Below are 24,611 nucleotides of genomic sequence, written 5' to 3'. Positions count from 1 at the left end.
GGATGGACCATTCCCGCTTCAACCTGTCGCGCTGGGCGCTCGAACACCAGCCGCTGACCCGCTACCTGCTGGTAGTGCTGCTGCTCGGCGGCCTGCTGGCATTCTTCCAGCTCGGTCAGGACGAGGACCCGCCGTTTACCTTCCGCGTGATGGTGGTGCAGGCGTTCTGGCCCGGCGCCACCGCCGAGCAGATCGCGGTCCAGGTCACCGACAAGATCGAGCGCCAGCTGCAGGAAGTGCCCTATGCGGACAAGATCCGCAGCTTCTCCAAGCCCGGCGAGACCACGGTGATCTTCCAGCTCAAGGACACCTCGCCCGCGAAAGAGACTGCGCAGGTCTGGTACACCGTGCGCAAGAAGATCGGTGACATCCAGCAGACCCTGCCGGCCGGCGTGCGCGGGCCGTTCTTCAACGACGAGTTCGGCGACGTCTACGGCACCATCTACGCGCTCTCGGCCGATGGCTTCAATTACAAGGAGCTGCGCGAATACGCCGACCTGGTGCGCCAGGAACTGCTGCGCGTGCCGTCGGTGGCCAAGGTGTCGCTGATCGGGCTGCAGGACGAGAAGGTCTACATCGAGTTCAACCAGGCGCGCTTTGCCCAGCTGGGCCTGGACATCAACGCCATCGCCGATCAGATCTCGCAGCAGAACAATCTGACCGGCAGCGGCGTGCTGGTGACCCCGAGCGATAACCTGCAGGTGCGCCTGTCGGGCCAGTTCGCCAGCGTGGCAGACCTGGAGAACCTGGTGCTGCGCGGACCCAACGGCATCGCCAATATCCGTCTGGGCGACATCGCCGACGTCTACCGCGGCTATGTCGACCCTACCCAGCAGCGCATGCGCTTCAACGGCAAGGACGTGATCGGGCTGGGCATCTCGATGCAGAAGGGCGGCGACATCATCGAGCTGGGCAAGAACCTGCGCAGCGCCTTCGAGCGGCTGCGCGGCCAGCTGCCGGTTGGCATCGAGATGGACCAGGTGCAGGACCAGCCCGAGGCGGTGCAGCGCTCGGTCGGCGAGTTCGTGCGGGTGCTGATCGAGGCGGTGGTGATCGTGCTGGCGGTGAGCTTTGTCTCGCTCGGCCTGCACACGCGGCCGCTGCGGCTCGACGTGCGCCCGGGCCTGGTGGTGGCGCTGACCATCCCGCTGGTGCTGGCGGTGACGTTCCTGTTCATGAACATCTTCGGCATCGGCCTGCACAAGATCTCGCTGGGCGCGCTGATCGTGGCGCTGGGGCTGCTGGTCGACGACGCCATCATCGCGGTCGAGATGATGGTGCGCAAGCTGGAAGAGGGCTTCTCCAAGATGGAGGCCGCCACCTTTGCCTATACCTCGACCGCGATGCCGATGCTGACCGGCACGCTGATCACCGCGGCCGGGTTCCTGCCGGTAGGGCTGGCACGTTCGACGGTGGGCGAGTATACCTTCGCCATCTTCGCGGTGACGGCGCTGGCGCTGGTGCTGTCGTGGCTGGCCGCGGTCTACTTCACGCCCTACCTGGGCTACCTGCTGCTCAAGACCCGCGCCCCGGGCGCGGGCGCGGCCCACGAGGTCTTCGACACGCCGTTCTACGCGCGCTTCCGCCGGCTGGTGGACTGGTGCGTTACCTGGCGCAAGCTGGTGATTGCGATCACGCTGGTGGCGTTCGCGCTGGGCATCTACGCCTTCAAGTTCGTCGAAAAGCAGTTCTTCCCGGATTCCAGCCGCCCGGAGCTGATGGTGGAGCTGTGGATGCCGGAGGGTACCAGCTTCGCGCAGATGGAGACCGAAGCCAAACGCTTCGAGCAACGGATCGGCAAGGACCGCGACGTCGCCAGCCTGACCACCTTCGTCGGCACCGGCGCGCCGCGCTTCTACCTGCCGCTGGACCAGATCTTCCCGCAGACCAACGTGGCGCAGGTGATCGTGATGCCGGCCAGCACCGAAGTGCGCGACGCGCTGCGCCGCCGCGTCATCCAGCTGCTCGATGCCGAGTTCCCGTACCTGCGCGGGCGCGTCAAGCTGCTGCCAAACGGGCCGCCGGTGGCCTATCCGGTGCAGTTCCGCGTGATCGGCCCGGACGCCGCCGCGGTGCGCCGGCTGGCCGACCAGGTCAAGGCCGAGATGCGCGCCAACCCCAACACCATCGGCGTCAACGACAACTGGAACGAGAACGTCAAGATGCTGCGCCTGGAGATCGACCAGGACAAGGCGCGCGCGCTGGGCGTGACCACCCAGGCCATCGCCCGCGTCACGCAGACGGTGCTGAGCGGCGTGCCGGTGGGGCAATACCGCGACGGCGACAAGCTGATCGACATCCTGATGCGCACGCCGCGCAATGAGCGCGACGCGATCTCGGACCTGAATAACATGCTGGTGCCGGCCAGCAGCGGGCGCGTGGTGCCGCTGACGCAGGTGGCGCGCGTGACGCTGCGCTCCGAGCCCGGCGTGGTCTGGCGTGAGAACCGCGACTTCGGCGTGACCGTGCAGGCCGACGTGGTCGACGGCATCCAGGGCCCGACCGTCACCGCGCAGATCAACCCGAAGCTGGACGCGCTGCGCGCGCAATTGCCCCCAGGCTACCGCATCACCGTGGCCGGCGCGGAAGAGGAGAGCGGCAAGGCCGGGGCCTCGATCGCGGCGCAGCTGCCGCTGTGCATCTTCATCATCTTCACGCTGCTGATGCTGCAGCTCCACAGCTTCTCGCGCGCGGCCATGGTGTTCCTGACCGGCCCGCTCGGGCTGATCGGCGCCGCCGCCACGCTGTTGCTGCTGCGTGCGCCGATGGGCTTCGTGGCGCAGCTGGGCATCACCGCGCTGCTGGGCATGATCATCCGCAACTCGGTGATCCTGGTCGACCAGATCGAGCAGGACATCCGCGCCGGCGTGCCGCAATGGACCGCCATCGTCGAAGCCGCGGTGCGCCGCTTCCGCCCGATCATCCTGACGGCCGCCGCGGCCGTGCTGGCGATGATCCCGCTGTCGCGCTCGATGTTCTGGGGGCCGATGGCGGTGGCCATCATGGGCGGGCTGATCATCGCCACGGTGCTGACGCTGCTGTTCCTGCCGGCGCTGTACGCGGCATGGTTCCGCGTGCGGCGGCCCCAAGACGGACCGGGCGCCGTGGCCGCGTGACGGCCGGCGCCAGGGTCCTGCGCTACTGCACCAGGCCTGCGCCTAGTTGCAGATCGTGCCGGGAACCGGCTTGCCGGAGGCGGTCAGCCCCTGGCATGCGTCGCCGCTGGCCAGGCTGGTATCCGACGCCGAGGCCGGCGACAGCTTCAGCTTGCCGGCCACGGTGCAGCAGCCGCGCGGCGGTGGCGGGTTGGGGCTGCGTTTGATCGTGGTGCCGGTTATCGTGGCTGGGGCGCTCGGGGTTACCGAAGTGGTCGGTACCGGAGTCACCTCCGCCGCCGGCGCGGCAGCCGCTGCGGCAGTACCGGCCTTTGGTGGACCGCCCGCTTCAGCCGACTCTTCCACTTCGGGATAGACGCATTGCCCGTGGTGGCAGATCCGCTCACCTTTGCACTGCATGTCGTACTGGCATCCGGCGGCCTGTGCGAACGATGTCCAGCCAGCGGCCATCGACGCTGCCAACAGCAAGGCAGGGAATTTCATATGCCCTCCAATCAGGGCTGAGGTGATCATGCCGGGCACCACCTGCGTAGTGCGCACGGCGGCTCCGACATCTTCAGCATAGATCGCCGCACGGGTCCGCGAAAGGCGGTGCCACTCAGGTGTTCTACCACCTGCGCCAAGCGCCGCGGAACGCGCGCGTCATCGTTTCGACACGCAGACGAAAGTCGCGTGGCCAATCGAAGCCTGAAATGGGGAAGGTTGTCAGCCCGCCACTTGGCAGGCGGGTGGTGCGAGGGAGGGGACTCGAACCCCTACACCATTGCTGGCGTCAGGACCTAAACCTGGTGCGTCTACCAATTTCGCCACCCTCGCGGTCCTTGCGGCGCTGCCCGGGCGGGCGGCCGCGATGCTCGTTGCCGGAGACGAAAGCAAAAAAGGCGGCTGGAAGTGCCCGCCTTTGCCGTCTTCTTGCCGGATCTGCCGCCGGCAGCCCGCAGTGCAACGAGGTTGCGGATTGTAGCGCAAGGCGCGGGGGGAATCCAGCCCCGTGGCGACTGCCCGCCCTGGCGGGCCCGTGCGGCTATATTGTCGGCTGTCCAGACCTTCGTCCCCGCCCATGATTGCCGTTCCGACCCTGACCCCGCTGCGCTGGCGCCTGCTGTTCTGGGCCTGCGCCGCCGCCATGCTGGCGCTGTCGCTGATGCCGCCGACGCAGCCGCTGCCGACCACCGGCTGGGACAAGGCCAATCACGCGCTCGGGTTTGCGCTGCTTGGCCTGCTGGGCGCACGCGCCTACGCCGCACGTGGCTGGCCGCTTTGGCTGGGTCTGGTCGCGTATGGCGGCGTGATCGAGCTGTTGCAGGGGCAGACCGGCTACCGCGAGGCCGACTGGCTCGACCTGCTCGCCGACACGGTCGGCGTAGCCGCGGCCCTGGCGCTGGACTGGCTGGTGCGCCGGCTCAGCGCTCCTCGGCTTCGAGCGTGAAGCCGGCGCCGTCGTCCTGGCCGAGCAGGTCGGCCAGCACCGGCATGGCTTGCCGCAGCGACTCCTGCAGCCGCCACGGCGGATTGACGATGAACATGCCGCTGCCGTGCAGGCCCAGCCCGCCCTCGACCGGGCGCTTGACCGTCAGGGTCACATGCAGCCAGCTCTTGAGCGGCAGGCCCTTCAGCTGCACCGGCAGCTGCAGCGCTTCGCGCCGCTGCACCTGCGGGTACCAGACCGCGTAGACGCCGGTGGCAAAACGCTCCAGCCCGTCGCGCACGGTCTGCACGGTGCGTGCGTAGTCCTGCTTGTCTTCGTACGACGGATCGACCAGCACCAGCGCGCGCCGCGGCGGCGGCGGCAGGATGGCCTTGATACCGCCGAAGCCGTCGCCGTCGTACAGCATCACGCGGCGCCCGGCGCCGCGGAAGTTGTCGCGCAGGACCTGGATCTCGGTGCTGTGCAATTCGAACAGCCGCAAGCGGTCGTGCTCGCGCAGCATCTGCCAGGCCAGCCAGGGCGAGCCCGGGTAGTGGCGCAGGTTGCCGTCCGGGTTGAGCGCGCGCACCTGGTCCAGGTATTCGTCCAGCATCGGCGGCAGTTCGGTGCCGCTTGCGGCGGCGCGCCACAGCGGCGCGATGCCGGTCTCGAATTCGGCTTTCTTCTGCGCGTAGGCGTGGTCCAGCGCATAGAGGCCGGCGCCGGCATGGGTGTCGATGTACCAGAACGCCTTGTCCTTCTGCGCCAGGTGCTCGAGCAGTTGCACCACGACGGCGTGCTTGAGGACATCGGCGTGATTGCCGGCATGGAAGGCGTGACGATAGCTGAGCATGTGGAGCAGGGCGCCGTGGCGGCGCAAGATGGGAGGCGGACGGCGAGGCGGTCCGCGGCAAGGCCGCTATGCTACCATCCGCCGCCAGTTGCTCTTCCTGGCCTCTCCCACGCCCGTGGTGCTCTGGCCGGGGCAATTCGCTTCCACAGAGTTTTCCATCCATGCCGCGCGCACTCGAGCCCGCCGAGCCGATCCTGTCGGCCGAGGGCACTCCGTATTCGCCCCGCTACGATGACGTCTACCACAGCACCGAAGGCGGCCTGGCGCAGGCCGCCCACGTCTTCCTCGGCGGCAATGGCTTGCCCGGGGCATGGGCCGCTCGGCGGCAGTTCGTCATCGTCGAAACCGGCTTCGGCCAGGGACTGAATTTCCTGGCGACCTGGCGGGCGTGGCGCGACGATCCGCAGCGCTGCGACACGCTGCATTTCGTCTCGATCGAAAAGCATCCGTTCACCCGTGAGGGGCTGGCGCAACTGCATGCCAGCCTGGACGAGTTGCAGCCGCTGGCGCAGGCGCTGCAGGCGCAATGGCCGCTGGCGCTGCCGGGCTTGCACCGGCTCGCATTCGACCAGGGCCGCGTGGTGCTGACGCTGGCGCTGGGCGACGCCGAAGCGATGCTGCCGCGGCTGGCCGCCGGTGCCGACGCCTTCTACCTTGATGGCTTCTCGCCGGCGCGCAATGCCGAGATGTGGTCGGTGCCGGTGTTCCGCGGCCTGGCGCGGCTGGCGCGTCCCGGTGCCACGCTGGCGACGTATACCGCCGCGGGCTTTGTGCGGCGCGGGCTGAAGGAGGTCGGCTTCGAGGTCGGCAAGGTGCCCGGCTTTGGCGGCAAGCGCGACATGACGGTCGCGCGCTTTCGCCCGCAATGGAAATCGCGCCGCCACGCGCCGCCGTTGCCGGCGCAATGGGCCGAGCGCCATGCCATCGTGATCGGCGCCGGGCTGGCGGGCTGCGCCGTGACCGAGCGGCTGGCCGCGCGCGGCTGGCGCGTGACCCTGTTCGACGCCCACGGAGGACCGGCGCGGCAGACCTCGGCGCATCGTGCCGCGGCCATGCATGCGCATGTGTCGGCCGACGACAGCCTGCTGTCGCGGCTGTCGCGTGCCGGCAACCAGTACGCGCTGCGCGCCTGGGCGGCGCTGGCCGAAGCCGGGCATCCGGTCGGCTGGCACGGCTGCGGCGTGCTGCAGATCGGCGCGGACGAGGCCGAAGGCGAGGCCCAGCGCGCCGCGCTGGACGCCATGGGCTTGCCGCAGGATTTCGTGCGCTGGATGAGCGCCGCCGAGGCGGCCGCGGCGCACCACGCCGGCGTGCCGCGCGGCGGCCTCTGGTTCCCGCAGGGCGGGTGGGTCGCGCCGCCGGACATCTGCGCGGCGCAGCTGGCGCGCGCCGGCGATGCTGTCACGACGCGCTTCGGCTGCCGGGTCGGCGCGATCGCGCGCGTCGACGGGCAATGGCAGGCACTCGCGCAGGACGGCGCCTTGCTGGCGTCGGCACCGGTGCTGGTGTTGGCCAACGCACATGAGGCGCAGCAACTGCTGCCGCAGCAACACTGGACCCTGCGCCGCGTGCGCGGGCAGCTGACCACGCTGGCGGCCGCGCAGGTCGACGCGCTCGGTGGCTGGCCCGACTGCGTGGTGACCGGTGCCGGCTATCTGTTGCCGCGTGCCGCCGACGGCAGCGGCCGCGTCGGCTCCAGCTATGACGAGGACACCGGCCCGCTGGTGGCGCAGCCGGCAATCCACGCCGCCAACCTGGCCAGGCTGGCCGGGCTGCTGCCGGACCAGGCCGGCGCGGTGGCCTCGCTCGATCCCGCCACGTTGTCGGGCTATGTCGGCGTGCGCACGGTCACGCACAACCGGTTGCCGCTGATCGGGCAAGTGCCTGACGAGGCCGCCGCGGTGGCGCAGGCGGCATCGCTGCGCGGCGCACACCTGCGCGACCTGCCGCGCCTGCCCGGGCTCTATGTGGCGCTGGCCTATGCCTCGCGCGGGCTCACCTGGGCCGCGCTGGGCGCGGAACTGCTGGCCAGCCAGATCGAAGGCGAGCCGTTGCCGCTGGAGTCGGAGCTGGCCGATGCGGTGGATCCGGCACGCCTGCTGCTGCGCGCACTGCGCCATGGGCAGGCAGCGTAGCGCGGCGCATCGTGGCGTAGCGGGGGCCGCAGGGTTGCGGCGCGTTCCGGGCAAAATCTGCCGGAAGCGAATCAAAACCGTGCGATAATCCCCGTTTTCCGTTTGCGCGGAGCTTTCCGTTCGCCGGTGCGCTGCCCTGGCCGTCCTGTCGCGACGGCGCTGTGGCGGTAAAGCGGGCGGTACGCGTACAAGACGGCAGCACCTACGAACACAACTACATTTCTGGATTGGATCTACGACCATGTCGAACGTGATTGAGAACCTCGGCAAGCTGGACCGCAAGGTGACCCTGGCCATCCCCAAGGCCGAAGTGGAGAAGGAAAAGCAGGAGCGCCTGGTTCGCCTGTCGAAGACCGTGAAGATGTCGGGCTTCCGTCCGGGCAAGGTGCCGATGAAGATGGTCGAGAAGCAATACGGCCAGCAGGTCGAGTTCGAAGTCCGCTTCGACAAGGCCGCGCGCAAGTTCTTCGACATCACCAAGGAACAGGACGTCAAGGTTGCCGGCCAGCCCAAGTTCGAGATCAAGAACGAAGGCGTGGGCGAGGATGAAGTGGCGTTCGACGCCACCTTCGAGGTGTACCCGGAAGTGACCATCGGCGACCTGTCGGCGGCCGAAGTCACCCGCACCGGCACCGAGATCACCGACGCCGAAGTCGACAAGACCATCGACATCCTGCGCAAGCAGCGCGTGCACTACCACGCCCGCGGCGAAGCCGGCGAGCATGGCGACGGCGGTGCCGACGTCACCGCGCAGAACGGCGACCGCGTGACGCTGGACTTCGTCGGCAAGATCGACGGCGAAGAGTTCGCCGGCGGCAAGGCCGAGGACTTCCCGTTCGTGCTGGGCGAAGGCCGCATGCTGCCCGAGTTCGAGCAGGCCGCGCTGGGCCTGAAGGTTGGCGAAAGCAAGACCTTCCCGCTGGCCTTCCCGGCCGACTACCACGGCAAGGAAGTGGCCGGCAAGACCGCCGAGTTCACCGTGACCCTGAAGAAGATCGAGTGGGCCCACCTGCCGGAAGTGAATGAAGCCTTCGCCAAGTCGCTGGGCATCGCCGACGGCAGCGTCGACAAGATGCGCGCCGACATCCGCGAGAACCTCGAGCGCGAAGTGAAGCGCCGCACGCACGCCATGCTGAAGGACCAGGTCATGGAAGCGCTGCTGAAGGCGAGCGAGCTGGACGTGCCCAAGGCCCTGATCGAGCAGGACCAGGAGCGCCTGGTGGAAATGGCCCGCCGCGACCTGGAGCAGCGTGGCATGCCCAACGCCAAGGACATGCCGATCCCGGCCGAGATGTTCGCGCAGCAGGCCGAGCGCCGCGTCAAGCTGGGCCTGATCCTGGCCGAGATCGTCAAGGCCAACGGCCTGGAAGCCAAGGCCGACCAGATCAAGGCCGAGATCGAGGACTTCGCCAAGAGCTACGAGGACCCGAAGGAAGTCATGCGCTGGTACTACGGCGACCAGCAGCGCCTGGCCGAAATGGAAGCCTACGTGCTCGAAAACAACGTGGTAAATTTCGTGTGCGGCAAGGCCAAGGTCACCGACAAGAAGGTGTCCTTCGAGGAACTCACCGCCGAAGGCAACCAGCAGCAAGCCTGAGGCCGGAAGTGACCGGCAGCCCCGCGCCACGGTGCGGGGCCGGAACTTCCCGAGTTACCCGGATTGCCTTGCGATCCGACGAATCCATGGAGAACATGCATGACCCGCAATGATTTGCTTGACCGTCTCGCCACCACGCAGGCTTCGGCACTGGAAACCCAGGGCCTGGGGCTGGTGCCGATGGTCGTCGAGCAGTCCGGCCGGGGCGAGCGCGCCTATGACATCTACTCGCGCCTGCTGAAGGAGCGCGTGGTGTTCATGGTGGGCGAGGTCAACGACCAGACCGCCAACCTGGTGGTGGCACAGCTGCTGTTCCTGGAAAGCGAGAACCCCGACAAGGACGTGTCCCTGTACATCAATTCGCCGGGCGGTTCGGTGTCGGCGGGGCTGGCCATCTACGACACCATGCAGTTCATCAAGCCGGACGTGTCGACGCTGTGCATGGGCATGGCGGCCAGCATGGGCGCCTTCCTGCTGGCGGCGGGTGCCAAGGGCAAGCGTTCGGCGCTGCCCAACTCGCGCATCATGATCCACCAGCCGCTGGGCGGCGCGCGCGGCCAGGCCTCGGACATCGAGATCCAGGCGCGCGAGATCCTGTACCTGCGCGAGCGGCTCAACACCATCCTGTCGGAAGTGACCGGCCAGCCGGTCGAGAAGATTGCGCGCGACACCGATCGCGACAACTTCATGAGCGGCGACCAGGCGGTCGACTACGGCCTGATCGACAAGGTGCTCGCCCGCCGCGGCTGATGCGGCACGTCGCCGTGCCCTGTGGTGCGACGGCGGCCGGCCACATCGGCTGGGCTCAAATGGCGAAGGCTACACCGGAACGAGGCCCCGTGCCTCGTTTTTTGCATCGGAACCGGTGAAACGGGGCCTTCGCCCCACAGCCGGGGGGAACCGCCGGTGGTGCCAATTGTTTTGGCGTATGATGCGTTTGAAGCGTATCGCCGAGGAGCCTGTCGCCCCGCGGTGTGCGCACTGCAAAAGTGACTGATTCCTATGGCGGACAAAAAAGGTTCATCCAGCGAAAAGCTTCTGTACTGCTCCTTCTGCGGCAAGAGCCAGCATGAGGTCAAGAAGCTGATTGCCGGCCCGTCGGTGTTCATTTGCGACGAATGCATCGACCTGTGCAACGAGATCATTCGCGACGAGGCCACGGCATCCGAGAAAGACGCCGCCGCGGCCGCGCGCTCCGACCTGCCCACGCCCCACGAGATCCGCGAAAGCCTGGACCAGTATGTGATTGGCCAGGAACAGGCCAAGAAGATCCTGGCCGTGGCGGTCTACAACCACTACAAGCGCCTGAAGCACCTCGGCAAGAAGGATGACGTCGAGCTGTCCAAGAGCAACATCCTGCTGATCGGGCCCACCGGCTCGGGCAAGACGCTGCTCGCGCAGACGCTGGCGCGCCTGCTCAACGTTCCGTTCGTGATCGCTGACGCGACCACGCTGACCGAAGCCGGCTACGTCGGCGAGGACGTCGAGAACATCATCCAGAAGCTGCTGCAGAACTGCAATTACGAAGTCGAGAAGGCGCAGCGCGGCATTGTCTACATCGACGAGATCGACAAGATCTCGCGCAAGTCGGACAACCCGTCAATTACGCGCGACGTGTCCGGCGAGGGCGTGCAGCAGGCCCTGCTCAAGCTGATCGAAGGCACCATGGCATCGGTGCCGCCGCAGGGTGGCCGCAAGCATCCGAACCAGGACTTCCTGCAGGTGGACACGACCAACATCCTGTTCATCTGCGGCGGCGCCTTCGATGGCCTGGAGAAGGTCATCATGCAGCGTTCGGACAAGACCGGCATTGGCTTTGCCGCGCAGGTCAAGAGCAAGGAAGAGCGCGACGTCAGCGAAGTGCTGCCGCAGACCGAGCCGGAAGACCTGATCAAGTTCGGCCTGATTCCCGAACTGATCGGCCGCCTGCCGGTAGTGGCAACGCTGGCCAAGCTGGACGAGGCCGCGCTGATGCAGATCCTGGTCGAGCCCAAGAATGCGCTGGTCAAGCAATACCAGAAGCTGCTGGCAATGGAAGGCGTCGAGCTTGAAATCCGTCCGGGTGCGCTGAGCGCCATCGCCCGCAAGGCGATCCGCCGCAAGACCGGTGCCCGGGGGCTGCGCTCGATCCTGGAGCAGTCGCTGATGGACGTCATGTATGACTTGCCTAATTACAAGGGCGTGCAAAAGGTGGTGATCGATGAAAATACGATCAACGGCGATGCACCGCCGCTGCTGATGTATGAGGAGCAGCAGCCCAAGGTGGCAGGGTCTAACTGACGCGAGGCCTGCCAGAGTGGTCAGAGGTCGGCACCACACGGGCAGCAGGGCGGAAAAGGCCGTTCGCGTAGAAGCGAGCGGCTTTTTTTTGTTTATTTCTACCGACGAGAGGGAGGAAACGCGGGTATGCTGTTTCAGAGGGGCCACCAAGTGCAGGTAGCGGCATCTGCCTGCCTTGATGAATCGATTGGCACGTATCTTGTAATCGATTCGGGCGGCCCAATTTACGCCTTAAATGACTGACTTGGGGAAAATGATGTCCGGAACACAACTCCTCCCGGCCGAGCCGATTCGCCTCCCACTGTTGCCGCTGCGCGACGTGGTGGTGTTTCCGCACATGGTGATCCCGCTGTTCGTGGGACGCCCAAAGTCCATCAAGGCGCTTGAGACTGCGATGGAGGCGGGCAAGAGCATCATGCTCGTAGCCCAGAAGACGGCGGCCAAGGACGAGCCGACCGCCGACGACCTGTACGAGGTCGGCTGCATCGCCAATATCCTGCAAATGCTGAAGCTGCCCGACGGTACCGTGAAGGTGCTGGTCGAGGGCACCCAGCGCGCAAACATCCGCGAGGTGAGCGAGGACGATTCGCACTTCATGTGCGAAGCCGTGCCCGTGCCGCCCGCACCTGGCGAAAGCGCCGAGACCGAGGCCCTGCGCCGCGCGATCGTGTCGCAGTTCGACCAGTACGTGAAGCTCAACAAGAAGATCCCTCCGGAGATCCTGACCTCGCTGTCGGGCATCGACGAGGCCGGGCGCCTGGCGGATACCATCGCCGCGCACCTGCCGATCAAGCTCGAGCAGAAGCAGAAGATCCTGGAGATGGTCAACGTGACCGAGCGCCTGGAAAGCCTGCTGTCGCAGCTCGAGGGCGAGATCGACATCCTGCAGGTCGAAAAGCGCATCCGTGGCCGCGTCAAGCGCCAGATGGAGAAGAGCCAGCGCGAGTACTACCTGAACGAGCAGGTCAAGGCCATCCAGAAGGAACTGGGCGAGGGCGAAGAAGGCGCCGACCTGGAAGAACTCGACAAGCGCATCAAGGCTGCGCGCATGCCGAAGGAAGCCAAGAAGAAGGCCGACGCCGAATTCAAGAAGCTCAAGCTGATGTCGCCGATGTCGGCCGAGGCCACCGTCGTGCGCAACTACATCGACACGCTGGTGAACCTGCCGTGGCGCAAGAAGAGCAAGGTCAACAACGACCTCGCCAACGCCGAGCGCGTGCTGGATGAAGACCACTATGGCCTGGAGAAGGTCAAGGAACGCATTCTCGAGTACCTCGCGGTGCAACAGCGCGTGGACAAGGTGAAGGCACCCATCCTCTGCCTGGTCGGGCCTCCCGGCGTGGGCAAGACCTCGCTCGGCCAGTCGGTGGCGCGCGCGACGAACCGCAAGTTCGTGCGCATGGCACTGGGTGGCGTGCGTGACGAGGCCGAGATCCGCGGCCACCGCCGTACCTACATCGGGTCGATGCCGGGCAAGATCCTGCAGAGCCTGTCGAAGGTTGGCGTGCGCAATCCGCTCTTCCTGCTCGACGAGATCGACAAGATGGGCCAGGATTTCCGCGGCGATCCGTCGTCGGCGCTGCTCGAGGTGCTGGACCCGGAACAGAACCACACGTTCCAGGACCACTACATCGAGGTCGACTTCGACCTGTCCGACGTGATGTTCGTGGCGACGTCGAACTCGCTGAACATTCCGCCGCCGCTGCTCGACCGTATGGAAGTGATCCGCCTGTCGGGTTACACCGAGGAAGAGAAGCTCAACATCGCCACGCGTTACCTGCTGCCGAAACAGATCAAGAACAATGGTCTGAAGCCGGGCGAGATCGAGGTCACCGATGCGGCGATCCGCGACATCATCCGCTACTACACGCGCGAAGCCGGTGTGCGTTCGCTCGAACGCGAGGTCTCCAAGATTGCCCGCAAGGCGGTCAAGCTGCTGCTGCTGAAGAAGGAGTCGGGCACGATCAAGGTCGATTCGGACAACCTCGACAAGTTCCTGGGCGTACGCAAGTACGACTTCGGCCTGGCCGGCAAGGAAAACCAGGTGGGCCAGGTGACTGGCCTGGCGTGGACCGAGGTGGGCGGAGACCTGCTGACCATCGAAGCCGCGATCATGCCGGGCAAGGGCAACATCACGCGCACCGGTTCGCTGGGCGACGTGATGAAGGAATCGGTCGAGGCCGCGCGCTCGGTGGTGCGTTCGCGGGCACGCCGCCTGGGCATCACGGATGAGATGTTCGAGAAGCGCGACATCCACATCCACGTGCCCGAAGGCGCCACGCCCAAGGACGGCCCGTCTGCGGGCGGTGCCATGACCACGGCGCTGGTGTCGGTGCTGACCGGCATCCCGGTGCGCGCGGATGTCGCCATGACCGGCGAGATCACGCTGCGCGGCGAGGTGCTGCCCATCGGCGGCCTCAAGGAGAAGCTGCTGGCAGCCCACCGCGGCGGCATCAAGCTGGTGCTGATCCCCGAGGAAAACGTCAAGGACCTGGCCGAGATCCCGGACAACGTCAAGAACGCCATCGAGATCGTGCCGGTGCGCTGGATCGACAAGGTGCTGGAACTGGCGCTCGAGCGCAAGCCCGAGGCGCTGCCGGAAGAAGACGCCAAGCCCGCCGAGGTGGCCGACAAGGCCACGGCCAAGGTCGAGCGCCTGCACCACTGACTACGCCTCGGCCGCATGAACAAAACGCCGCAGGGCAGCGATGCCCGGCGGCGTTTTTTTTGTCCGCGCGGGCCTTGGCAAATCGAAATCACATGTATTAAACTTGCGCCCTCGCAACGCAAACCACGGCAGCTGCCGCGAGGTGCGGAGCGTTCAGCAAGTTTGCAGGCAGACAGCCTGCGATGGTCGAGCGGGTGCTTAGCTCAGTTGGTAGAGCGGCGCCCTTACAAGGCGTAGGTCGGGGGTTCGAACCCCTCAGCACCCACCACCGCTCTGCCAGCGCGAATCAAGGACTCAGAGCGATCTGGGTCTTTTTTTTTTGTGGTCGTTTGATCGCTCCGTGCGTCCGGGCACCGTTATCGTAAGGTGTGCTGGCGGTCATTATGGGCCGACGCGCTAATCCCATGGTGGCGCGGCGCCGAGGTGTAAGCTAAGGAGGCGCACGGTACTGCAGTAACGCCGGGGCGAAAGGCTCTTTGAGCGTATCTTGCCCGTTATGTCGGACGAATGTGGCGTTCGTCTCCAGCCTGACGCTGGGCAGAAGCCTCTTTCGGAGTGCGAGATGAACCTACACATGGTTTCGGCGCCTATGGTGAGCAGCCTGAGCCTGCAAATCTTGTGGGAGGACGGCGAGCGCGTCTTCTGCCGGGGGCGGCGCCCCGGGGAGGGCGATGACCATCACGTGCTGCTTGCGCTGTCTGCCGCGGAGCAACCCACGCCCGCCAGCCTTGACCGCCTGGCCCACGAATTCGGCCTGAAGGACGACCTCGATGGCGCGTGGGCGTTGCGGCCGCTGGAACTGGTGCGGGAGGGTGGTCGGAACCTGCTGGTGCTCGAGGACCCCTCCGGCGAGCCGCTTGCGCGCCTGCTCGGGGCGCCCATGGAAATCGGCCAATGCCTGCGGCTCGCGGCCGGAATTGCCGCAGCGCTGGTCAAGCTGCACCAGCGCGGCCTGATTCACAAGGATCTCAAGCCCACCCATATCGTGGTCAATTGCGCCGACGGAAGGGTTCGGCTCACCGGCTTCGGCCTGGCCTCGCGGCTGCCGCGCGAGCGGCAGGCCCCGGAGCCGCCCGAGACCATCGCCGGCACGCTGGCCTACATGGCGCCAGAGCAGACCGGACGCATGAACCGTTCGATCGATTCGCGCAGCGATCTCTATGCTTTCGGCGTCACGCTGTACCAGATGTTGACCGGCACCTTGCCGTTCACGGGCGCTGATCCGATGGAGTGGGTGCACTGCCATATCGCCAGGAAGCCGGAGCCGCCCAGCATGCGGATCGATTCCATTCCCACGGTGGTATCGCACGTCGTCATGAAGCTGCTGGCCAAGACTGCCGAGGAGCGCTACCAGACCGCCGCCGGGGTCGAACATGACCTGCAGCGCTGTCTGGCAGACTGGGAGCGACAGCACCGTGTTGACGAGTTCCCGCTGGACGAGCACGGCACGCGCGACCAGCTGCTTGTTCCGGAGAAGCTGTACGGCCGGGAGCGCGAGGTCGGTATCCTCATCGAAGCGTTCGATCGGACTCTGAAGAGCGGCACGCCGGAGCTGGTGCTCGTCTCCGGTTATTCCGGCATCGGCAAATCCTCGGTCGTCAATGAACTGCACAAGGTGCTGGTGCCGCCACGGGGCATCTTCGCATCCGGCAAGTTCGACCAGTACAAGCGCGACATTCCCTATTCGACCCTGGTGCAGGCATTCCAGGGCCTGGTGCGGCCGCTGCTGGGCAAGCGCGACGCGGAACTGGCGAGCTGGCGCGGGGCGTTGCTGGAGGCGCTTGGGCCCAACGCCCGGCTGATGACCGACCTGATTCCCGAGCTGAAGCTCATCATCGGCGAGCCGCCACCGGTGCCCGTGCTCGAGCCACAACAGGCACAACACCGCTTCCTGCTCGTGTTCCGCAGCTTTATCGGCGTGTTTGCGCGCGAGGAGCATCCGCTCGCCCTGTTTCTGGACGATCTGCAATGGCTCGACGCGGCAACGCTCGACCTGCTCGAGCACCTGCTGACCCGTTCGGAACTGCGCCACCTGATGTTGATCGGCGCCTATCGCGACAATGAGGTCGATGCCACGCATCCGCTCACGCGCAAGCTCCAGGCGATCCGCGACGCGGGCGCCAGGATCGAGCAAATCACCCTGGCGCCGCTTGGCGGCAAGCACATCACAGAGCTGGTCGCGGAGGCATTGCACAGTGAGCCGGAGCGCATCGCCCCCCTGGCGCGACTGGTACATGACAAGACCGCGGGGAATCCGTTCTTCGTGATCCAGTTCCTGCACGCGCTGGTCGACGAGGATCTGCTTGCCTTCGATCATGACGCGAGGCAATGGTGCTGGAATGCCGACCGCATTCATGCCAAGGGCTACACCGACAATGTCGTGGACCTGATGGTCGTCAAGCTGGCCCGCCTGCCGGCCGAGACGCAGCGGGCATTGCACCAGCTTGCCTGTCTCGGCAACGTCGCCGAGATTGCAACACTATCGACCGTTCTCGACATGCCCGCGCCACAGGTTCACACGGCGTTGTGGGAGGCGGTCCGCCAGGAGCTGGTCGAGCGGTCGGAAGGCTCGTACCAATTTATCCACGATCGCGTTCACGAGGCCGCTTATTCGCAGATCCCGGAGGCCTCTCGCACCGAGATCCATCTGCGGATCGGGCGGCTGCTCGCTGCACAAACCTGCACGGAGAAGCGCGAAGAGGCGATCTTTGAAATCGTGGGGCAGCTCAATCGTGGCGCCTCGCTGATCACAGATCAGGCCGAACGCGAGCAACTGGCCGAATTCAATCTAATTGCCGGCCAGCGCGCCAAGGCGTCGACGGCCTATGCCTCTGCACTGACCTATCTGGTCACCGGCGCGGACCTACTGGGCGACGATCGCTGGGAGCACCGCCATGGCTTGAGCTTTGCACTGGCTCTCAACCGTGCCGAGTGCGAATTCCTGACCGGGCAGTTGTCGGTGGCCGACGAGCGCCTGGCAGCGATCTCGGAGCGCGCTACGACCATGGTCGAAAAGGCGCTGGTCGCGTGTCTGCAACTGGATGTCTATCTGGTGCTGGATCGCAGTGACCGCGCGGTCGCGGTATGCCTGGCTTACCTCCGGCATGCCGGCATCGAGTGGTCGGCCCATCCGAGCGACGACGCGGTGCGACAGGAATACGATCGCATCTGGACTCAGCTCGGCAAGCGAGGCATCGAGGACCTGATCGATTTGCCGCTGATGGATGACGCGGAGTCTCTAGGCACGGTCGAGGCGCTGAGCAAGCTCTTCGCGCCGGCGGTGCAGACGGACGTGAACCTGACGTGCCTGACGATCTGCAAGGCGGTCAGCCTTAGCATCGAAAGGGGCATCTGCGATGCATCGTGCGTGCTCTTCGCCAATGTCGGTAGGGTTGCCGGGCAGCGCTTCGGCGACTACCAGGCCGGATACCGCTTCGGCCTGCTCGGCTGCGAACTGGTGGACCGGCGCGGGCTCCGGCGCTTCGAGGCCAAGACGTTTCTCTGCTTCTCGATTTTTGTCGTGCGGTGGCTGAAGCCGGTACGGACTTGCCGTGAGCTACTGCGCCGCGCATTCGCCGCGGCCAACCGGATAGGCGACCTCGCGTATGGCGCTTTCGCGGGCAACAACCTCAACTCGGACCTGCTCTTCGCCGGCGAGCCGCTGCCTGAGGTGCAACGCGAAGCCGAACAAGGGCGGGCCTATGCCGAGAAGGTGAGGTTCGGCCTGGTCGTTGATTTCATCGACACGCAGCTTGCTCTGGTGCGTATGCTGCGCGGCTTCTCACGAAAATTCGGCTGCTTCGACGACGATCAGTTCGACGAGCGGCGTACCGAGGACCATCTGGCCAGCAGCAACGACCTGGCGCTCGCCGAATGCTTTTACTGGACCCGAAAATTGCAGGCGCGCTATCTCGCCGGCGACTTTGCAACGGGCCTGGATGCCGCGTCGAAGGCGCAAAAGCTGCTTCGGGTCGCATCCTCGTTCTTTGAAGAAGCGGAATACCACTTCTACGGCGCGCTGGCGCGTGCTGCGTGGTGCGAGGCTATTCCGGTCGAAGAGCGACCGCAACACATGGAAGCAATGGCCGAGCATCACCGCCAGCTTCAGGTCTGGGCGCAACACTGTCCGGAGAATTTCGCGGACCGCGCCGCGCTGGTCGGTGCCGAGATTGCCCGCCTCGAAGGCCGCGTGGTCGATGCCGAACAGCACTATGAGCAGGCCATCCGCTCGGCGCAAAAAAGCGGCTTTGTCCATAACGAGGCGCTTGCCAGCGAGCTGGCTGCGCGGTTCTATGCCGCGCGTGAATTCGAGGACATCGCGCATCTGTACCTCAGCAAGGCCCGCCATGGCTACCTGCGTTGGGGAGCCGACGGGAAGGTGCGTCAACTCGAGGAGATGCATCCGCGCCTCAGGACGGCAGAGCCCGTGCCCGGCCCGACCAGCACGATCGCGACACCCGTCGAACACCTCGACCTGGCGACCGTGATCAAGGTGTCGCAGGCCGCCTCGGGCGACATCGTGCTGGAAAAGCTGATCGATATGGTCATGCGCACGGCCATCGAGCAGGCCGGCGCCGAACGGGGCGTGCTGATCCGGTCGGATGGCGGCGAGCAACGGATTGCGGCGGAAGTGGTCACCGGCAGGGACGCAACGCGGTTGCTGCGGCACGACATGCCGGTGAGCGCGGAAATGCTGCCCGAGTCTGTCCTCTTCCATGTGCTGCGCACCGGCGAAAGCGTCTTTCTCGACGATGCTGCGGCCGAGCCGTCGTTTGCCGAAGATCCTTACATCCGACAGCACCGCGCACGGTCCATTCTCTGCTTGCCGTTGATGAACCAGGGCATGCTCACCGGCGCACTCTACCTCGAAAACAATCTGACCGCGCGCGTGTTCAGCCCGGCGCGCATCGCCGTGCTGAAGCTGGTGGCATCGCAGGCCGCGATCTCGCTGGAGAATGCGCGCTTGTACCGCGACCTGGCGGAACGCGAAGCGAAAATCCGGCGCCTGGTCGACGCCAACATCATCGGCATCATCGTATGGAATGCCGGCGGCAACATTCTTGACGCCAATGATGCGTTCCTGGACATGGTGGGATATGCGCGCGAGGATCTGGTCTCGGGCCGCATGAGCTGGCGAGGCCTGACGCCGCCGGAATTGCTGGCCAGCAGCGAACAGGCGCTGGCAGAGGTCGGCAAGACGGGGCGCGCCAGGCCCTACGAAAAGGAGTACATCAGGAAGGATGGCAGCCGTGTGCCTGTCATCGTCGGGTTGGCCACCTTCGAAGCCGGCCGCAAGGAAGGCGTCGCGTTCGTGCTGGACCTGACCGAGCGCAAGCAGGCCGAGCAAAGAGTGCGCGAGGGCGAGCGGCGCTATCGGGAGGTGCAGACCGAACTGGCACACGCGAACCGCGTTGCGACCATGGGACAGCTCACGGCCTCGATCGCCCACGAAGTCAACCAGCCGATCGCCGCGACCCTGACCAACGCCCAGGCTGCACTGCGCTGGCTGAGCGCCCGGCCTGCGAACATCGACGAGGCCGCGCAAGGGCTGGGCCGCATCATCAAGGATGCCAACCGGGCCGGCGACGTGCTCGGCCGCATCCGCCAGCTGATCCGGAAGGCGCCGCCGCGCAAGGAGCCGGTAGACATCAACGAGGCGATCCGCGAGGTGATCGAGCTGACCCGTGGCGAAGCCACGAAGGTTGGCGCTTCGGTACAGACGCGCCTTGTGGACGGTTTGCCATGCATCGAAGGCGACCGGGTCGAACTGCAGCAAGTGCTCCTCAACCTGATCCTCAACGCGCTCGAGGCGATGGGCAGCGTCAGCGACGGCGTACGGCAATTGGTCATCAGCACGGGGAAACACGAGGCTGACTGCGTGCGCGTGATAGTGAGCGATTCGGGAGCAGGCTTTGAGCCGCAGGATGCCGAGCGCCTGTTCGCGCCGTTCTACACGACCAAGCCTGCCGGCCTGGGCATGGGACTGTCGATCTGCCGGTCGATCATCGACGCACATGGCGGCCGCTTGTGGGTGGGAGAGAACCTCCCCCGCGGCGCAGTCGTCCAATTCACGGTGCCTGCACATCCAGACGTTTCATCGTGATTGCTACGCAGCGGGGGAGGAGATCTTGCGCCACCAGCGCTCCCCTCCGCCTTGCTCTTGTCAGGCCTTGATAAAGGCCAGAAGGTCCGCGTTGATGACCTCCGCGTGCGTGGTTGGCATGCCGTGCGGGAAGCCCTTATATGTCTTCAGGATTCCTTTCTTCGGAAGCTTGGCGGACAGCGGCCCGGAATCGGCGTAGGGCACGCAGGTGCGGTACCGAACTTCGAAGCAGACCCCGTACCCTTGTCGTGCACGGCCATCGAGGGGGCATCGGTTGGCTTGCCCTCAATGTCAAAGCGCTGCTTGCAGTATTGCAACCACTGCCACCGGTCTCAGTTAGCGCGCAGATCTTCGCCGGGAGCGAAGGTTGCTAGCTTTACCTTATGGTCGCACTTCTCAATCGCTTCAGCGCCGCCGACAGCCTCATGAGGGCAGCGGCCACCATATGATGGCATCGCACCAAATGACCTGGCGTACCGAAAGGCTCAGTTGTGGTCGAACGCCGTCACCTTTGGCAACACCACCGCGAGATAGTCCACCAGCGTGCGGACCGCCGGAAGCAAGCCGGTGCGATAGGGGATGAGGGCAGTAATGCGAGCGTCCGCCGCAATCCATTCCGGCAATATCTGCCTGAGCGAGCCGGCCTTCAGCTCCGCCTGGCAGGCGTATACCGGCAGCGCTGCGACGCCCACGTTGGCGCACGCCGCCTCTTTCAGCGAGATCAGGCTGTTGCTGAGGAATCTCGGTTCAAACGGGACCGTGGCCACGCACTTGTCCGGCCCTTGCAGTTGCCATTGCGACGCGGCCTTGCCCGCCATGGCGATGATGGCGTGAGACGCCAGTTCCCCGGGTTGTGCCGGCACGGAAGTGCGTTCGAGATAGCCGGGGCCCGCGAACAGATGCCACGGCGTCCTGGCCAGCGGATGCTGGACCAGATTGGAGTCCTGCAGCTGGCCGACATGTCCCCGGATCGCCAGGTCGAAGCCCTCGCCGACGATGTCCACGATCCTGTCGGTGGCAGTTTCTTCGATCCTTACCTTGGGGTGGTCGGCGAGGAAGGTCGGCAGGACGTGGCGCAGCGCGAACTGGGCAATGTCCACGGCCACCGTTACGCGGATCACGCCGCTCGGCTCGGCCAGCCGCTGACGCATGGCTTCCTCGGCAAGCTCGGCGCTGCGCATCAGCGCCATGGCGTACTGGTAGAACTCCTGACCCACCTCGGTCACCGCGAACTGACGCGAGGTCCGGTTGATCAGCCGCACGCCCAGCGAGGCTTCCAATTCCTTGACGCGGTGACTCAGCGTTGACTTCGGCAACCGGAGTGCTTCGCCGGCCGCGGTGAAGCCACCACGGTCGACCACCTGCACGAAGTAATAGACGTCCTTTAGGTCGAGCATGGCATGGAGGCTCGCCGGCCATTCCGATGGCGGCGGCGATGGTCGGGAAGCGAGAGGGTGACGCGGATCATACTCCAGGGCCGCAGCGCGCTGCCACCCGGGCAAGCCCTTGGCGCTCCGGCGCGTTTGCGCTCCGGCCGCCGGGGCAGTTTTCCACCCGGTCGACGCGCCAGGCCCGGCAGCGCGCCATTGTCCAAGTTTGCCGAACCCTGCGTACAACCCCGATGGCTGCCCAAGCGGAAGCCGCCGTCATAAGCTGTTGCGCAGGAGCGGCTCTGCGCTGTTTCCACATGCCTATTTCACAATGGAGAGGACAATGACAATGCTCAAGGGATTTCATCACCTGACCGCCGGCGTGCGGCACGCGCAGGAGGATGTGGACTTCTACGTCAAGCTGCTCGGGCAGAGCCTCGTGAAGAAGACCGTGCTGCTCGACGGCGAGGATCCCATCTATCACCTGTACTACGGCAACGCGAATGGTGATCCGGGAACGCTGGTGACGTCGTTCCCGTTCCGCCAGCGCGGGGTCATGGCGCGCCAGGGATCGGGCCAGGTGCGGGTCATCAACTACTCGGTGCCCAAGGGCTCGCTCGAGTTCTGGCGCAGCCGCTTCGATGCCATGGGCGTGCCGTATGACAGCGAGATGGTCGAGCGCTTCGGCGAGCGCCGCCAGCGCTTCCAGCACCCGTGCGGCATCGAGTTCGATCTCGTCGAAACGGATCTCGACCCGCGTCCGGCTTGCGTCGCCAGCGATATCCCCGCGGCCCATGCCATCCGCGGCGTGCACAGCATCACGCTGTCGCTGCGCGATGTCGCCGAATCGATCCGCTTCATGAGCGAAGCGATCGGCTTCCGCAACGTTGGCCAGGCGGGTCCGTACTATCGCTTCGAGACCTACACCGGCGGCCCGGGCACGGTGGTCGAGTTCCTGCATGAGCCGGACCGGCACCAGGGCTCGTCGATCTACGGCGAAGGGACCATCCACCATGTGGCCTTCGCCGTGGACAACGTCGAACAGCAGGCGATCCTGAAGGAAAAGCTGTTCGCACTGGGCTACATCGATACTTCCGAGTCGGTGCACCGCAACTACTTCCGCTCGATGTACTTCAAGATGCCCGGCGGCGTGATGTTCGAGGCGACCACCACCGACATCGGCTTCGCCATCGATGAAGAACCTGGCCATTTCGGCGAGGAATTCCAGCTCCCGCCCTGGCTGGTGGAGCGCAAGGATGAGCTGCTGGGCCGGCTCGAGCCCATTTCTGCATGACATTGCCGGAGATCGACATGCGCAAGCCAAAGGTACTGATCGTCTTCTATTCACGCAACAGCTCCACCGAAGCGCTGGCCAAGGCCGTCGCCGAGGGAGCCCTCGAGGCCGGCGCCGAAGTCCGCATGCGACGTGCGCGGGAGGTGGTCGGGCCCGACGTCATGCGGCAGGCGCCGGGCTGGCTCGAGAACGCCACCGAGATGAACGCGAAATACGAGGCGCCGAGCGAGGCCGATGCCGAGTGGGCCGACGCCATCGTGTTCGGCACGCCGACGCGATTCGGCAGCATTTCGACCGAACTGAAGGCCTATATCGACGGGCTTGGCGGCCTGTGGTTCGCGGGCAAGCTCAACGGCAAGGTTGGTTCGGTGTTCGGCACGACATCTTCGCGCCACGGCGGCAATGAAGCCACGCTGCTGGCGGCCTACACGCCCATGGCCCACCTGGGCCTGATCATCGTGCCGCTGGGTTATGCCGACGCGGCGATGTTCAAGGCCGGTACCCCGTACGGCGCGACGCATGTCTCGCACCGTGACACCGTGAAGCCCGATGACGATCATCTCGAGGTTGCACGGTACCAGGGGCGCAGGGTGACGACGGTCGCCCGTGCCCTGCATGCCGAGCGGGAGCCGATGGCAGCCTGAAAATAAGGCCCGAGCGCAAAAAAAAGGCGGAGACTCGCAGTCTCCGCCCTTTTTTCTTCATCGGCACAAGCGATGACGCGGTGGCTGCCGTTCAGGCCGGCGCCGCCTCCATGCAGGTTCCCAGGCCATCCATCGCTTGCGATGGCGGCAGCGAGTCGAGGGTGGCGCGGACCGCTTCCTTGCAAAGCGAAGGGCGCTTGGCCAGCATCTCGACATAGCGGGCAACATTGGGCAGGTCGTCCCACATCGGCGCGAGCCCGAGGTACGCCAGCCGCACCAGGTTGACACCCCACAGCACATCGCCCAGAGAAAACGCGTGTCCGGCAGCATACGGCCCCGCTGATGCCCGCAGGGTGCGGTCCAGCTCCTTCAGCACACCGTCGACGTGATGGCGCGCGGCGCGCTGGAATGCGGCATCGCGGCGGACCGCCCGGCCACCTCGCTCCTTGGAGAGCTTGGCGCGGTAAGCGGCCACGAGTTCGGCGTCTTCGGCATGGTCGGCGATCATGGCCTCGATCGCTGCGATCTTGTGGTCGTAGACCGTTTCCATTACCACCTTGAGCGCGTCTGGCCGCCGGTCGGCGTCGGGATGCGAGCCATAGAGCAGGGCGCCGTTCGGCATCTGGTCGACGATCTGCACCTGGCGCATCACCGCGGCGCGCGCCTGGTCAGCGTCGGGCAGGAGCTGGACCGGCGTGCGCGAGACCGCGTCGAGATAGCAGCAGATCCGCCGCGAATCCGCGATCACGCGGGAGGCTTCGTAGTCGACGAGCAACGGCACCGCACAGGGATCGAAGCCGTCGGTGTCCACGGAAGGGCGCCCGCTATAGCCGCTGACGAAGTCGCGCCCGATTTCCAGGCCAGCTACCAGCCGCAGGCGGACGTAGGGCGGGTGATAGTGCTCTGCCGGAATGATGCCGTCCGGCCCCATCGCGCTCAGGATCAGCATGTCGTTCGATCGGTACGGCAACTGCTTCTCGAACAGCACCGTGCGGACCTTCTGGGAGCACAGGGAGCTGGCCGCATGGAACAGCTCGAAGCGGGGCTGGGCATCATTTCCGACGATGGTGATCCGTGCGGGATCGGCGATGGCAGCACGGGCGCAGGCGGCCAGGTTGCTTATGAATTCATTGCGCATGGATT

The 24,611-nt window shown here is 65.8% G+C and carries 14 protein-coding genes, 2 tRNA genes and 1 pseudogene; 11 read left to right on the top strand and 6 right to left on the bottom strand.

From position 1 onward, the window contains the following. Positions 1 to 2 precede the first annotated feature (2 nt). Entirely contained in the window at positions 3 to 3,116 is a 3,114-nt protein-coding gene (locus MKD38_RS23720) for an efflux RND transporter permease subunit (protein ID WP_252680621.1), read from the top strand. A 42-nt stretch (positions 3,117 to 3,158) separates the two neighbouring features. Here the strand turns inward: MKD38_RS23720 and MKD38_RS23715 are convergent, their stop codons facing one another. Together MKD38_RS23715 and MKD38_RS23710 are read right to left on the bottom strand one after the other, a co-directional pair. Then, the gene (locus tag MKD38_RS23715; RefSeq protein WP_252680619.1) at positions 3,159 to 3,599 is read right to left on the bottom strand and encodes a hypothetical protein; all 441 of its coding nucleotides are present in this window, start codon (positions 3,597 to 3,599) and stop codon (positions 3,159 to 3,161) included. Positions 3,600 to 3,845: 246 nt separating this feature from the next. Then, a tRNA-Leu gene (locus tag MKD38_RS23710) sits at positions 3,846 to 3,932 on the bottom strand. 244 nt (positions 3,933 to 4,176) lie between these two features. On the opposite strand from MKD38_RS23710, the gene MKD38_RS23705 reads away from it, so the two are divergent. Continuing rightward, positions 4,177 to 4,545 carry a VanZ family protein gene (locus tag MKD38_RS23705; RefSeq protein ID WP_252680617.1) on the top strand — a complete coding sequence of 123 codons (369 nt, stop codon included), beginning with the start codon at positions 4,177 to 4,179 and terminating at the stop codon, positions 4,543 to 4,545. On the opposite strand, the gene MKD38_RS23700 is transcribed toward MKD38_RS23705, so the two are convergent. Further along, positions 4,520 to 5,377: a 23S rRNA (adenine(2030)-N(6))-methyltransferase RlmJ gene (locus tag MKD38_RS23700; RefSeq protein ID WP_252680615.1), complete on the bottom strand. Its 858-nt coding sequence runs from the start codon at positions 5,375 to 5,377 to the stop codon at positions 4,520 to 4,522. The two genes, MKD38_RS23705 and MKD38_RS23700, sit on opposite strands and share 26 nt — an antisense overlap. Before the next feature lie 161 nt (positions 5,378 to 5,538). Here MKD38_RS23700 and mnmC point away from each other — a divergent pair, with 161 nt between their 5' ends. The 7 genes from mnmC to MKD38_RS23665 all read left to right on the top strand — a co-directional run bounded on the left by mnmC (position 5,539) and on the right by MKD38_RS23665 (position 20,160). Then, positions 5,539 to 7,512, top strand: a complete 1,974-nt coding sequence (mnmC, locus tag MKD38_RS23695) for a bifunctional tRNA (5-methylaminomethyl-2-thiouridine)(34)-methyltransferase MnmC2/FAD-dependent 5-carboxymethylaminomethyl-2-thiouridine(34) oxidoreductase MnmC1 (protein WP_252680613.1) — start codon at positions 5,539 to 5,541, stop codon at positions 7,510 to 7,512. 241 nt (positions 7,513 to 7,753) lie between these two features. Further along, on the top strand, positions 7,754 to 9,109 hold the full coding sequence (tig, locus tag MKD38_RS23690; RefSeq protein WP_116330704.1) for a trigger factor: 1,356 nt from the start codon (positions 7,754 to 7,756) through the stop codon (positions 9,107 to 9,109). A gap of 99 nt (positions 9,110 to 9,208) precedes the next feature. After that, positions 9,209 to 9,859: an ATP-dependent Clp endopeptidase proteolytic subunit ClpP gene (gene clpP, locus MKD38_RS23685; protein WP_011615108.1), complete on the top strand. Its 651-nt coding sequence runs from the start codon at positions 9,209 to 9,211 to the stop codon at positions 9,857 to 9,859. Between the two features lie 252 nt (positions 9,860 to 10,111). Then, positions 10,112 to 11,389 carry an ATP-dependent Clp protease ATP-binding subunit ClpX gene (gene clpX / locus MKD38_RS23680; protein WP_012352668.1) on the top strand — a complete coding sequence of 426 codons (1,278 nt, stop codon included), beginning with the start codon at positions 10,112 to 10,114 and terminating at the stop codon, positions 11,387 to 11,389. Positions 11,390 to 11,645: 256 nt separating this feature from the next. Next, positions 11,646 to 14,057 carry an endopeptidase La gene (lon, locus tag MKD38_RS23675; protein ID WP_062799032.1) on the top strand — a complete coding sequence of 804 codons (2,412 nt, stop codon included), beginning with the start codon at positions 11,646 to 11,648 and terminating at the stop codon, positions 14,055 to 14,057. Between the two features lie 192 nt (positions 14,058 to 14,249). Next, positions 14,250 to 14,325, top strand: a tRNA-Val gene (locus MKD38_RS23670). Between the two features lie 294 nt (positions 14,326 to 14,619). Beyond that, positions 14,620 to 20,160 carry a trifunctional serine/threonine-protein kinase/ATP-binding protein/sensor histidine kinase gene (locus tag MKD38_RS23665; protein WP_252680610.1) on the top strand — a complete coding sequence of 1,847 codons (5,541 nt, stop codon included), beginning with the start codon at positions 14,620 to 14,622 and terminating at the stop codon, positions 20,158 to 20,160. 60 nt (positions 20,161 to 20,220) lie between these two features. On the opposite strand, the pseudogene MKD38_RS23660 reads toward MKD38_RS23665, so the two are convergent. Both MKD38_RS23660 and MKD38_RS23655 read right to left on the bottom strand, forming a co-directional pair. Continuing rightward, positions 20,221 to 20,364: pseudogene (locus MKD38_RS23660) on the bottom strand (alpha/beta fold hydrolase); the annotation flags it as partial. Between the two features lie 281 nt (positions 20,365 to 20,645). Continuing rightward, positions 20,646 to 21,557 carry a LysR substrate-binding domain-containing protein gene (locus MKD38_RS23655; protein WP_252680608.1) on the bottom strand — a complete coding sequence of 304 codons (912 nt, stop codon included), beginning with the start codon at positions 21,555 to 21,557 and terminating at the stop codon, positions 20,646 to 20,648. Positions 21,558 to 21,873: 316 nt separating this feature from the next. Between MKD38_RS23655 and MKD38_RS23650 the strand changes: the two genes are divergently transcribed. Then, positions 21,874 to 22,824: a ring-cleaving dioxygenase gene (locus MKD38_RS23650; RefSeq protein WP_252680606.1), complete on the top strand. Its 951-nt coding sequence runs from the start codon at positions 21,874 to 21,876 to the stop codon at positions 22,822 to 22,824. A 17-nt stretch (positions 22,825 to 22,841) separates the two neighbouring features. Continuing rightward, complete coding sequence (wrbA, locus tag MKD38_RS23645) at positions 22,842 to 23,468, top strand: NAD(P)H:quinone oxidoreductase (protein ID WP_252680604.1); 627 nt, start codon at positions 22,842 to 22,844, stop codon at positions 23,466 to 23,468. Between the two features lie 91 nt (positions 23,469 to 23,559). Here the strand turns inward: wrbA and MKD38_RS23640 are convergent, their stop codons facing one another. Continuing rightward, positions 23,560 to 24,606 (bottom strand): glutathione S-transferase family protein, encoded by a 1,047-nt coding sequence (locus MKD38_RS23640; RefSeq protein ID WP_252680602.1) that lies wholly within the window; start codon positions 24,604 to 24,606, stop codon positions 23,560 to 23,562. Positions 24,607 to 24,611: the final 5 nt, after the last annotated feature.

The organism is Cupriavidus sp. WGlv3, assembly GCF_023952475.1.
GTDB classification, from domain to species: domain Bacteria; phylum Pseudomonadota; class Gammaproteobacteria; order Burkholderiales; family Burkholderiaceae; genus Cupriavidus; species Cupriavidus phytorum.
Note: the sequence above shows the minus strand (reverse complement) of the source record. Positions and strands in the feature narration are given on the sequence as shown.

Bases quoted from the DNA above. Each gene is read 5' to 3' on its own strand.
- MKD38_RS23720 (WP_252680621.1), top strand. From the start codon at position 3: ATGGACCATTCCCGCTTCAACCTGTCGCGCTGGGCGCTCGAACACCAG.
- MKD38_RS23715 (WP_252680619.1), bottom strand. From the start codon at position 3,599: ATGAAATTCCCTGCCTTGCTGTTGGCAGCGTCGATGGCCGCTGGCTGG.
- MKD38_RS23705 (WP_252680617.1), top strand. From the start codon at position 4,177: ATGATTGCCGTTCCGACCCTGACCCCGCTGCGCTGGCGCCTGCTGTTC.
- MKD38_RS23700 (WP_252680615.1), bottom strand. From the start codon at position 5,377: ATGCTCAGCTATCGTCACGCCTTCCATGCCGGCAATCACGCCGATGTC.
- mnmC (WP_252680613.1), top strand. From the start codon at position 5,539: ATGCCGCGCGCACTCGAGCCCGCCGAGCCGATCCTGTCGGCCGAGGGC.
- tig (WP_116330704.1), top strand. From the start codon at position 7,754: ATGTCGAACGTGATTGAGAACCTCGGCAAGCTGGACCGCAAGGTGACC.
- clpP (WP_011615108.1), top strand. From the start codon at position 9,209: ATGACCCGCAATGATTTGCTTGACCGTCTCGCCACCACGCAGGCTTCG.
- clpX (WP_012352668.1), top strand. From the start codon at position 10,112: ATGGCGGACAAAAAAGGTTCATCCAGCGAAAAGCTTCTGTACTGCTCC.
- lon (WP_062799032.1), top strand. From the start codon at position 11,646: ATGTCCGGAACACAACTCCTCCCGGCCGAGCCGATTCGCCTCCCACTG.
- MKD38_RS23665 (WP_252680610.1), top strand. From the start codon at position 14,620: ATGAACCTACACATGGTTTCGGCGCCTATGGTGAGCAGCCTGAGCCTG.
- MKD38_RS23655 (WP_252680608.1), bottom strand. From the start codon at position 21,557: ATGCTCGACCTAAAGGACGTCTATTACTTCGTGCAGGTGGTCGACCGT.
- MKD38_RS23650 (WP_252680606.1), top strand. From the start codon at position 21,874: ATGACAATGCTCAAGGGATTTCATCACCTGACCGCCGGCGTGCGGCAC.
- wrbA (WP_252680604.1), top strand. From the start codon at position 22,842: ATGCGCAAGCCAAAGGTACTGATCGTCTTCTATTCACGCAACAGCTCC.
- MKD38_RS23640 (WP_252680602.1), bottom strand. From the start codon at position 24,606: ATGCGCAATGAATTCATAAGCAACCTGGCCGCCTGCGCCCGTGCTGCC.